Below are 11,346 nucleotides of genomic sequence, written 5' to 3'. Positions count from 1 at the left end.
AAATAAATACGGTGCAAAAGCCCAATCTTACGTTCAAGAACAGTTTTCATGGGATGAAATCACTGGTAGATGGGTTGATTTAATAGAACACGTATAATAATACAAATCATAACTAATTAAACTAAAAAACCCCCAAAAATGTTTTTCTATACTACGCCCAAAAAAGGGGGGGGGGAGCTAATCTGGTCATTACACTAATTGATATTGTTTCTAATTCTTGTCAAAGTTTAGTTTTAAAACCAGTAGGTATAGCATTAAAAAAGACCAGTTCCCATGCCAAGAGTTTCCATTTCAACATAATCACCAAGAAAATGATTAGTCTAATATAAACACATATTAGTCTCAAATCAATGCAAGTCCCAAATCAATGCAGAGAAAAACTATCGGTGCACTTTCAAATATAAACTTAATTACTCCTAAATATTATTTATTAATAATCTATACTCTAATAAATCACGAATACTATCTAATTTGTTATTAAGCGAGGACCTATCATGGGAAATATCCAGAAATTCATTAACCTGAGAAGATGCATGAAAAACCAGTGGCTTCCAACAAGTGAACTGGAAAAATTACAATTCAAAATGCTCAAAAGCATCCTAACCCACTCCTACAAAAACATCCCCCTCTACCATCAGAAGTTCAAATCAGCCGGCATCTACCCCGATGATATCAAATCATTGGAAGATATTAAAAAAATCCCCATCACCACCAAACAGGACATCAAAGACCATTATCCCAATGGAACCATAGCTCGCGGAGTTGACACATCCAAATGCTGGAAACCACACACCAGTGGCTCCACAGGAAAACCATTAACCATGGTCTACTGCACAAAAGATGAAGACTACCAGAAAGCAGTAGCCCTCCGACCCAACCTTGCCTGCGGACAGAAAGTACGCGACAAATGGGCGGTGATCACCGCATCCTACCAGGCAAAACCCAAAAAATGGTTCCAGAAACTGAGAATATTCGCACCAGAATACATCTCACTATTTGAGGATGTGAACCAACAAATAGAATTCCTGGAAAAATTCAATCCCAAAATCCTCGACGGATATGCAACATCTATTTTCCTCCTGGCCAAGGAATTAAAGGACCAAGACCACCTGAAGATCAAACCCAAAATAATCTTCACAACTGCAGAAATGCTAATGGAAAACATGAGAAAAACCATAGAATCAACATTCCAACAGAAAATATACGACCAATTCGGCTGCGTCGAGCTAGGCAGAACTGCATGGGAATGTCCCGAACATTCAGGATACCATATGGACATGGACTCCGTCTTAATGGAATTTATAAGCAATGGAGAAGAGGTCAGCCCCGGAGAAAGGGGTGAAATCATATACACTGGCCTCTACAATTATACAATGCCCCTAATCAGATACTCCATTGGAGATGTGGCCATTCCCAGTGATGAGAAGTGTAACTGTGGCCGGGGCCTCAAGTTAATGGAAAGCATTGAAGGAAGGAAAGATTCATTCATCCAAACACCCACTGGAAAAATCTATTCTCCCATAATCTGGACCATAATACTCAGACCATTCTCCCAGATAAACCAGTTCAAAGTCACCCAGGAAAAAATAGACCACATCGTCATCGAAATCACAAAAACCAAGGACTTCACCAATGAAACCTTAACTGCAGTCAAAGAAAGAATAGACCAATACCTGGGCCAAGAGGATATACATTTCCAATTCGAAATCGTGGATGAAATATCCCGGAAAGGTAATAAGAAACTCAAATCAGTTGAATCAAAGATTAACATCAAATGGAACTAAAAACCAAAACCGGATATCAGGTGGATGCCAAATTGAAAATATTAGTCTGCACATCAGAATACTATCCTCAGGGTTCTGGAATCGCTAATGTAGCATACAACGTAGTTGAAAAGTTAAAAGAAAAGGGAATAACTTGCGAAGTATGCTCACCAGTAGGGCCGGACATAAAGCTGGGATCTGAAATTAAATATGGGCGTATGAGCCTTTTACGATTCTGGAATAAAGTCAGGAAACATTTCAAAGATTCTGGGGATGATTATGATATTGTATGGCTGCACAATCCACTATTCATTGGCAAGATCCCCTTTGACAATTGCCTAGTCACGGTCCACACCACACCACATGGTCAAGTGGCAGAAAAAGTGTACCCCTGGCATCTCCACGTCTACAAAAAGATAGTATCCCATATTGATGAATATTGCCTGAAAAAATTCAAAAAAGACACCTACTTCACTGCAGTTGACCCTACAGTCCTAACTGAAATGGTGAAATTAGGAATTCCCAAGGACCATATCCAATACATACCCAATGGTGTGGACATAGACCTGTTTAAAGTTAGAAAAAAAGATTCATTAAAACAGGAATTGGACCTCCCCCTTGATAAGGAAATTATATTAAGTTATGGTCGAATCAGCGACCAGAAAAGGCCGATGGAGTTAATTGAACTTTTTGCACAGATCAGTCAAGAAATAAATAACACCATCCTAGTTTTTGCTGGGGATGGAGAACTCTTACCACGAGCCCGGAAGATGGTGGAAACCAAAAACCTCCAGAACATCAAATTTTTAGGATACATTGACCATAAAAAGGTGGCTCCTAAGCTTCTTTCAGCATCTGATTACTATATACTGATCTCCAAATACGAGGGACAACCCTTAACCCTGTTAGAGGCAATGGCTTCGGGCCTCAAATGCATAGTTTCAGACATACCTAACCTCCAGATGATCATCGATGATGCGGATTGTGGAATAAGCCTGGATATTCAAGGTGAAAGTGTGCCTAAGCAGATAATCGAATATTTGGAATCAGACAACATGCAAGATGGAAAAAATGCCCGGAGTTATGCAGTTGAAAATTTCGACTGGGAAATCATAGCTGATAAATATTTAGATGAATTTAAAAAGAGATTGTAATGTTCGGAAATGCAGTGCTCTCTGATAAATGAATGTTAGGATAAATGCAGTGCTTTCTGGATAAATGACAATGCAGTTATCTTTTTATATAAAAATGAATAGTTTTCATCTTGATTCTGGTGTTATATGAAAAAAAAGGAAATACGATTGGGGTTAGTATCCCCAATAATGGGCAAGGCTAATTTGAAGCCTTTTAAAAATCTCACTAAACTGATTAAACCATTATCTGACTCATTACGTGTTATAAAAATATTTGATAAATCCTTGGAAAACATTGCCCCTGATGATGCCCTACTTCATGGGAAACAGGACAACTTCATCAGCCAAATCTTTTATTATCTTTATGTCCAACTAAAAATTTCACACAAGTTATATAGCTTATCCAGTGACGTGGATATCTGGATTTTCTACTTAGGCCATAAAATGATAATCCCCATGATCACCGCCAAGATATTGGGAAAAAAGCTAATCCTAATCATGGGCTCCTCCCCAAAGGATAACAGGCTAGATTTCCCCTTAACCAGTCAACTATTAATAAAATTCAACCTCTTCTTGATTGACAGTTTAGTGATATATTCTCCCAGCCTACTGGTGAACTGGAACATTGAAAAACACCAAAAAAAGGTTCAAATAGCCAGACACCATTTCATACCAGCCGAACACCTGAAAATCGAGAAAAATGTCATGGATAGGGAGAATTTCGTGGCCTATGTTGGACGTTTAAGTGAAGAGAAAGGTTTTCATAATTTCCTACAGGCAATACCCCTGGTTAAATCCACAGATGTGAACTTCATTATTTGTGGGGATGGTGATTTAATGGACACTATGAATTCTTATTTGGAAGAAAATCATATAAAAAATGTCCAGATTAAAGGTTGGATACCCAACCATGAATTAACATCCTACATGAAGGAATTTAAGTTGATTGTGCTACCATCCTATACTGAGGGACTTCCCAATACCATGCTGGAGGCCATGGCCACTGGAACTCCAGTACTGGCCACACCAGTAGGTGCTATTCCGGATATAATTGTTGACGGGGAAAACGGTTTGATTATGGAGGATAACTCTCCTGAAACCATAGCAAAAAACATAGATAAAGCATTAAGCAATGAAAATCTGGACAGAATAGCCCTCAAAGCATTAGAGAATCTGAAAACAAATTTCAGTTACCAAAAAACAGCCAAGGATTGGGAGAAAATCATCAGTTCCCTTTTGACTAAGCATTGATGTTGTACTAATATCACAGTAATATTATATTAGATGGATTTTTTCATTTATTTCATCGAGAATGGATTTCTTTAATTTTCCAATAAGAATTTTTTTTTATAGTTATCCCTTTAACTAATGTTTCTAATTATTCATTTATCAAGGCGAGATATGGTGTATAAATATTTCCCACTGGTGGTTTTGGGGATGTCATCCACAAAATCCCATTCTATTACACAATCATCCCCCATAACAGTTTTTAGTTCCTGGTTAACCTTTTGGATATACTTGGTTGGGATTTCCTTATCTGGAACCACCATCATTCTAAGTTCATCGTAGTCTTCCTGTATTATCTGAAATTTCTTAATGTATCCCCGGTTGCAAACCCTACCGATCATGTGGATGAAAAATTCACCAGGAACTTGGCTACCATCTTCTAGTGTGAACTGGTCAGTTATGCGGCCAGTGATGCTCTTTAGTGTGGGTAAGAAACTCCCACATTCACAGGTTTCCGGGCCTAACACGCCCATATCCCCTATTTCATAGCGGATAAGGGGCATGGAATAATTGAAAAGGTTGGTCACCACAATTTTACCTTCTTCACCCGCCTTCACTGGATTGTTATCATCATCAAGCACTTCCAATTTAGTATAAAATGGGAAATAATGGAGCAAACCTTCATGACATTCCCCAGCTAGGCTGGCTATTTCTCGAGAACCATAAAAATTATAAACCTTAGTCCCCATGACTTTCTCAATCAAATCCCGCATTTGGTTGCGGAGGGGTTCGGCTGTGCTCACCACATACCGTGGAGAATATATCTTTTTATCATTTTGGTCAAGGTATTTGGAAAAACTATAGAGGGAACTGGCATATCCCCTTAAAATTTCCGGTTTGAAAGAATTAATAGTATCTGCATATCTGGCCATGTCCTCGGATTTCATTTTGAAACTGTTAAGGAACTTAGCATTATTAACCCAGTTAGCGAATTTTCCGAACAAGTTCCGATGTTTTATCAGCAAATCCCTTTCTGACCCCCATAGGAGAACTTTTTTAGCTGCAAAGCCATTAACACCTAAAAGGTTCTGATAATAATAGAAGTTAGTGGCATTGGCCCCTTGAGTGTAGGGTTGGTCTTGAACAAACCGGAGGGGTTCTCCAGTGGAACCTCCCGAGGTGTTATAAAAACAGCCCCTGGTTTTAGCATCAACTGATACCAAGTCTTTAAGCTGGGATCGTATCACATCCTTGGTGAGAACTGGAATTTGCCTGAAAACCTCCTCGTCGGTAACATTTTCAAGGTCAATGTTTTTTAGAAGATTTTTATAGTATCCTGAATTTTTGGCTGCGTGAATTAACAGATCCTCTAATTTTTTATCCTGAAATCTGTCCAGTTCTTCCCGACTTTTTATATTGTTAAACTCTTCAAACTGGGATTGGAAAGATTTCCCTCTAATCTTAAGATAAATCTCCTTAACATCATATTTATTCATAAAAATTCCTCTAAAAGATATGGTTAGCATCACCAATCAGGGAAAGTGGAGTGTTGTAAAATGAATTCCCATCAACCACTTAATAGGAATATCCATTTTGACTTCCTTTTGTATAATCATTATATAAACGTCATTTTTAAGAATAGAATCTTTTTTTTTATAATATCACATTAACATCATTTTTAAGAATAGAATCTTTTTTTTTATAATATCACATTAACATCGTTTTAAGAATAGAATCTTTTTAATAAGTTTTATCTAATATTTTTAATAGTCCTTGGTTAATATCCACTAATGGTTCCCATCCCAAAACTTTTTTAACCCGGGTTAGATCGGCGATGGTGTTCATTATTTCATTTTTTCTCCTTTCACCAGTATAGCTAATTTTAACTGATTTACCAGTTAATTCCACAATTTTGGCAGCGATTTGTCCAACACTGTAACTTTCACCAGAGCCAATATTAAAGATGTGAATTTGCTTAGTTTTCAGTTTATGAACCATTAAAAGAGCATTAACCACGTCAGATAAATATATGAAGTCCCTTTTCGGTTCAGGGTCTTTAAGTTCAATCTTCCCGCTTTGTAATTGATTGACTATGGATGGTATTAAAAAATTTTCGTTTTGCCCAGGCCCGTAGATGTTAAATGGCCGGAAAACAACACAATTCATACCGAAATCCTGGCTATACGCTTCACACAACTTTTCAGTTATGAGTTTACTATGAGTATAGGGGTTATTAGGATTGGTGGGATGGTCTTCATCTATAGGGAGATATTGGGGGTGTCCGTAAACATAGGAACTCATGGTAACGATTTGTTTTGCATCTATTAATCTTCCCAGTTCTAAGATATTTAGAGTACCACCAACATTCACATCATACGTTTTTTTAGGATCTTGAAATGAGTAGGGAACAAAGGTTACAGCTGCAAGGTGGTATATGGTCTGGAAATCTTCCAAATCCTTTATTTTATCCCAATCCCTGATGTCAATCCTCCTACCATTGGCTTCTTCCAGAATCGTAACTTCATTATCGTATTTTTCCAAGGTTCGCACTAATTCTTGCCCTATAAATCCCTTATGGCCGGTTACTAGAACTTTTTCCCCTTTAAGCAACATCTAAAACCCCTTATCTGGGAACAATTTCTGGTATATTTCATCAAATTCCTGGTTTGCCTGCTGGTAATCGTCATGTCGGCCTATGTCCAGCCAGTAATCATCAAAAACATAGCCGTTAACTGGTTCCTGGTTGTTGATCAGTTTAGTGATGAGTTCTGGCAGGTCAAAGTATTGGTTATCTTCCACATAATCCAGGACATCTGGTTCAAATATGTATATGCCCATACTTACCAGGTAATCAATCACTGGTTTTTCAGTGTATTGTGTGACCTGGTTTTGGTCATCAATTTCTGTCACCCCAAAATCGATGTTAACCACCCTCTTATTCAGGGCCACAGTTCCAATATTTTCCCGGGTTTTATGATAATTTACCAGATCTGAAAAATCAAGGTTGGTTAACACATCACCATTCATCATTAAAAAAGGCTCTTCAATCATGTCTTTTATCAGACTTAAGGGTCCGGCAGTTCCCAGTGGCTTTTCTTCCTTCACATATTCGATCTTAACACCGTATTTGCTTCCATCACCAAAAAATGCCATGAAAAGCTCGCCAAGGTGTCCGATTGATAGGATGATTTCATCAAACCCATAATATTTCAATTGTTCAATTACAATTTCAAGTATGGCCTTATCACCAATGGGCATTAATGGTTTAGGGATGATGGTTGTGTAAGGCTGTAATCTGCGCCCTTTCCCCCCAGCAAGAACTAAAGCTTTCATTTATTCACCTGGTATAAATTTCTGGCTTGTACAAATCTCTATTAGATGCAATCCAGTTAATGGTTTCTTTAAGACCTTTATCCAGGGACTTGGTAGGGGTCCAATTCAACAATTCACCGGCCTTAGTGTTATCACACCATAACCTTTCAACTTCACTACTTTTAGGACGTAAACGGGACGGGTCCTGTTTTATTTCCACGTCTCGTCCAATTAGGCTGATTATTTTCTGGGCTAAGTCCCCGATTGATATTTCAAAATTAGAGCCCACATTGATCACTTGACCAATTGATTTAGGTGATTCTCCTACTTTTATGAAACCTTCAACCAGGTCTTTAACGTAAGTGTAGTCCCTGGTGGGTTCTAGTGATCCTAAAAAGATTTCATCCTTAGTAAGTGCCTGGGAGATAATGGTCGGGATAACCGCTCTTAATGACTGTCTAGGGCCGAAAGTGTTAAATGGTCTGATAGTGGCAACAGGCAATTCAAATGATCGGTGGAAACTTTCAGCTAATTTATCAGCACCTATTTTACTGGCAGAATAGGGTGATTGGCCTTGTAGGGGATGTTTTTCATCTATGGGAACATATTGGGCAGTTCCATAGACTTCACTGGTTGAGGTGTGCACTACCTTTTCAACTCCACAGTCCCTGGCAGCCATTAAAACATTAAATGTGCCCATTACATTAGTTTCAACATTTTCCCGGGGGTGCAGATAAGAGTAGGGGATGCTGATTAAAGAGGCTAAATGGAAGATCACGTCTACGTCTTCGGTTACTTGGCGTATGGCATCGTAATCTTTCAAGTCACCAGATGTTACTTCAATGTTGTTTAATTGTTCTTTGGATAGGTATTCTAACATTCCCCAGTCATTTCTAGAGTTGTACCTAACAAATGCCTTTAAATCAACACCCAGTTCTATGAGGTGTTCGGTCAAGTGGCTGCCTATAAAACCACCCGCACCGGTAATTAGTACTGATTTACTTTTTAAGTTAATAATATCGCACTCCTATAAAATTCAATAACTATCTCCATAATCATCCTTTGACGATTAATTCTCTTAAAAAACTACTTCACTAGTCAATGTATGTAACATAATTTCCAAGTTGAATTTTTGTTAGTGTTTGTAACCTATTTCTTAGTTGAATTTTTGTTAGTGTTTGTAACCTATTTCTTAGTTGAATTATAATATGGGGAAAGATGTTATAATTATTCTAGGTTAGGAGGTTGTTTGTGTAAGCCGGCCTATTAGCTTGGTTAAATTTTCTTCCTTACTTTCTTTATTAAACCTAGTTTTGATTCTTTCTCTGGCCTTTTTCCCATTATTAGAATCTAAAGCTTTTTTAATTGCCTCAGCAGTTAGTTCAACATCACCATACTCTGTGTAAAACCCAGTATCCCCTATTGCAATTGGTATACCATACCTATTGGTGCCAACAGGCACACATTCACATAACATGGCTTCACAAACTGCAGTTGGCAATCCTTCTCTCATACTAAGCTGGCAGTAAACTTTGGATTTCTGATACAGTGCTAAAAGTTCTTCAAAGCTTAAAGGACCGACAAATTCAACATTGGGAGGTGCTATTTTTTTAATCTTGTCCAATGCCTCACCAGTAACACCATTAACTACAAACTTAGTGTTTGGAAGTAATTCAGCAGATTTAACAAAGGTATCAATACCTTTTAGTTTCACACGTTCATATTTTTCCACCAAACCAACAGTTAACACCAAGTCCTCCTTTTCCCCCTTACTTTGGAAGGTATTATAATCAAAGCCAGTGGGGATTATTTCAAAATTATTCCCATCCACACCATAATTTTCCATGGCCTCATTTCGCAGAATTTCAGTAAGGGCAATTATCACATCAGAGTTCTCAAAAACATATTTCACTTTACGAGCTGTTTTAGGATTGTTCAGGTGCCCATAATTAAGTTCTTTGATTTTAGCTACTTCCATACCCCCAATAACTACCACTGATTTTTTCCTGAAAAGTTTTGACAACTTCACCGATAAATAGGAATGATCTCCTGCAAACCATGAAAATGCAATATCTGCCCAGATAATTCCGATGAGCATGTTAAACAAGGTTTTGAAAGTTCTCATAGGATCTTTCTTGTTAAGGCTGAAATCTACTACTTTTACCTTGAATTTTTCCTGGAGAATGTTTAAATCATTTTGTATGAATGATGATTCCCATAATCGGATGAAAAGAATTTTTGTATGTTTTTCTTTGGAATCCATAGATTCTACCTCGAATTAATATTAAGAGTTTGCAGTAATATTCGTTGAATATTCCCTGGTTATGTTTTTAGATGAGTGGGATTAGATGTTCCAGGGTAATTAGGTGGGTGGGATTGGATATTTCAGGGTAATTAGGTGGGTGGGATTGGATATTTCAGGGCAATATATTTGATGGGTGGGGTTTGGAGAGGTTTTTATTTAGATTGGTGGGTTTAGATTATTGGAGGCTTATTGTTTCTAGAACATTGGCAAATTTCTCAGCCATTCCTTTTTGACTGTATTTTTCAATTTCTCCAGCCAATCCCCGGTACTCGATCTTCCCATTGGCTTTGTATTCCTGGTAGTAATTGCCTATTTGGTCTTTAATTTCATCCTTCGTTGATAAGTGCACTCCGGCCCTGGTTTCCATTAAAAGTTGACTCACAACATCTTTACAGGGCCCCACAGCCAGGATTGGTCTTTGGGCTGCTAAGTATTCAAATATCTTCCCAGTGTATATTCCTTTTTCTTCACATTCAGTCCAGTCAAATAATAACAGTAATTGGGATGAACATTGTTTTTGGATTGCTTTTTTTCTGGGGATTAGACTGTTAATATTTACTACACTTCCTAAATTATATTCTTGAACACAGTCACCAATCATGTCTTTCATGTGTTTTCCGTAAAAATTTATTTCAAAGTCATCAGTGTCTATTTTTCCCTCTTTTACTAGTTCATTCAAAGCCTTAAATAGTGTTTCAGTGTCATTTCTTTCAGGGTAGATAGTTCCAGTAAATGTTATGCCGAATTTGTTTTCAGGTTCAACTTCTAAACTGGTTTTGTCAGGATCAAATCCATTAGTGACGACATAGATATCTTTTTTTGGAAAATTAATTGCTAACTTCCCTTTAAGAGGTTCAGAAACAGTGATGATGGCATCAGCATTGTTTAATATTTTTTTTTCCAATCGGGCATCGAAAAACTTCCTCACCCTGGAAAATGAATAAAAATGGTTCTGAGTCCACAAGTCACGCATATCGGCAATAAATGGAACACCAAACTCTTTTTTAAGGTCATTAGCTATCAAGTGGCTGGTAACTGGCTTAGAAGAACTGATAATGGCATCGAAGTGTTCATTTTTTAACAACTTTTTGCCTGCTTTCAGGGCAGGTTTGTACCAATTTTTTTCCTGATCAGGGTAGGCGAATATATCAGACCAGAGTTTGAGGAAAAAATCAACAGTGTTGGTTTTCTTTCGAAGTTTCCCTTCACTTAACTGGCTTTTTATGGGCTGGTTTTCTTTGAATTTGAATGTTTTTTTCCATTTTTCCAGTAAATCCTGGAATTCGGTTTCAATTATTCTCTGATGAGGGTTGTGATCTTCTTCTCTTTTCACGGTTAAAATGGTAGGTTCCCATCCATATTCAGGGAGATATTTGGCTAAACCATTCAAACGGACCGATCCAATGGTATTCTTTTTATAACTAAATGCTATTAATAAGACTTTTTTCATATAGGCACACCAAATCATCCACGATTAATAAAAAGATTACTATATGTTACACATTTTTTTTAAGAGAGAATTACTATTTTAAGTTTAAACTCAACTGTTGAGTGTAAAAGTTAGCAAAAGGTTCATTCTGAGGTTATATGTCTTAGGGGTTAATTA

At 37.4% G+C, this 11,346-nt stretch carries 9 protein-coding genes; 3 read left to right on the top strand and 6 right to left on the bottom strand.

The features are described 5' to 3' along the window. Positions 1-494: 494 nt before the first annotated feature. The 3 genes from GXZ72_04135 (at position 495) to GXZ72_04125 (ending at position 4,147) form a co-directional block, all read left to right on the top strand. On the top strand, positions 495-1,784 hold the full coding sequence (locus GXZ72_04135; protein HHT18728.1) for a phenylacetate--CoA ligase family protein: 1,290 nt from the start codon (positions 495-497) through the stop codon (positions 1,782-1,784). Between the two features lie 32 nt (positions 1,785-1,816). Further along, positions 1,817-2,917: a glycosyltransferase family 4 protein gene (locus tag GXZ72_04130; protein ID HHT18727.1), complete on the top strand. Its 1,101-nt coding sequence runs from the start codon at positions 1,817-1,819 to the stop codon at positions 2,915-2,917. Between the two features lie 126 nt (positions 2,918-3,043). Beyond that, positions 3,044-4,147 carry a glycosyltransferase family 4 protein gene (locus GXZ72_04125; protein HHT18726.1) on the top strand — a complete coding sequence of 368 codons (1,104 nt, stop codon included), beginning with the start codon at positions 3,044-3,046 and terminating at the stop codon, positions 4,145-4,147. Between the two features lie 131 nt (positions 4,148-4,278). Here the strand turns inward: GXZ72_04125 and GXZ72_04120 are convergent, their stop codons facing one another. The 6 genes from GXZ72_04120 to GXZ72_04095 all read right to left on the bottom strand — a co-directional run bounded on the left by GXZ72_04120 (position 4,279) and on the right by GXZ72_04095 (position 11,190). Beyond that, positions 4,279-5,619: a phenylacetate--CoA ligase family protein gene (locus GXZ72_04120; protein ID HHT18725.1), complete on the bottom strand. Its 1,341-nt coding sequence runs from the start codon at positions 5,617-5,619 to the stop codon at positions 4,279-4,281. A 244-nt stretch (positions 5,620-5,863) separates the two neighbouring features. Further along, positions 5,864-6,736 (bottom strand): NAD-dependent epimerase/dehydratase family protein, encoded by an 873-nt coding sequence (locus tag GXZ72_04115; GenBank protein HHT18724.1) that lies wholly within the window; start codon positions 6,734-6,736, stop codon positions 5,864-5,866. After that, the gene (locus GXZ72_04110; GenBank protein ID HHT18723.1) at positions 6,737-7,456 is read right to left on the bottom strand and encodes an NTP transferase domain-containing protein; all 720 of its coding nucleotides are present in this window, start codon (positions 7,454-7,456) and stop codon (positions 6,737-6,739) included. Between the two features lie 4 nt (positions 7,457-7,460). Next, the gene (locus tag GXZ72_04105; protein HHT18722.1) at positions 7,461-8,450 is read right to left on the bottom strand and encodes an SDR family NAD(P)-dependent oxidoreductase; all 990 of its coding nucleotides are present in this window, start codon (positions 8,448-8,450) and stop codon (positions 7,461-7,463) included. A gap of 222 nt (positions 8,451-8,672) precedes the next feature. Further along, on the bottom strand, positions 8,673-9,698 hold the full coding sequence (locus GXZ72_04100) for a glycosyltransferase (protein HHT18721.1): 1,026 nt from the start codon (positions 9,696-9,698) through the stop codon (positions 8,673-8,675). Positions 9,699-9,915: 217 nt separating this feature from the next. After that, a complete protein-coding gene (locus GXZ72_04095; GenBank protein ID HHT18720.1) occupies positions 9,916-11,190 on the bottom strand; it encodes a glycosyltransferase family 4 protein in 1,275 nt (424 codons plus the stop codon). Positions 11,191-11,346 lie beyond the last annotated feature (156 nt).

Source organism: Methanobacterium sp. (assembly GCA_012838205.1).
Classification (GTDB): Archaea; Methanobacteriota; Methanobacteria; order Methanobacteriales; family Methanobacteriaceae; genus Methanobacterium.
This window is presented reverse-complemented; position numbering and strand designations above follow the sequence as displayed.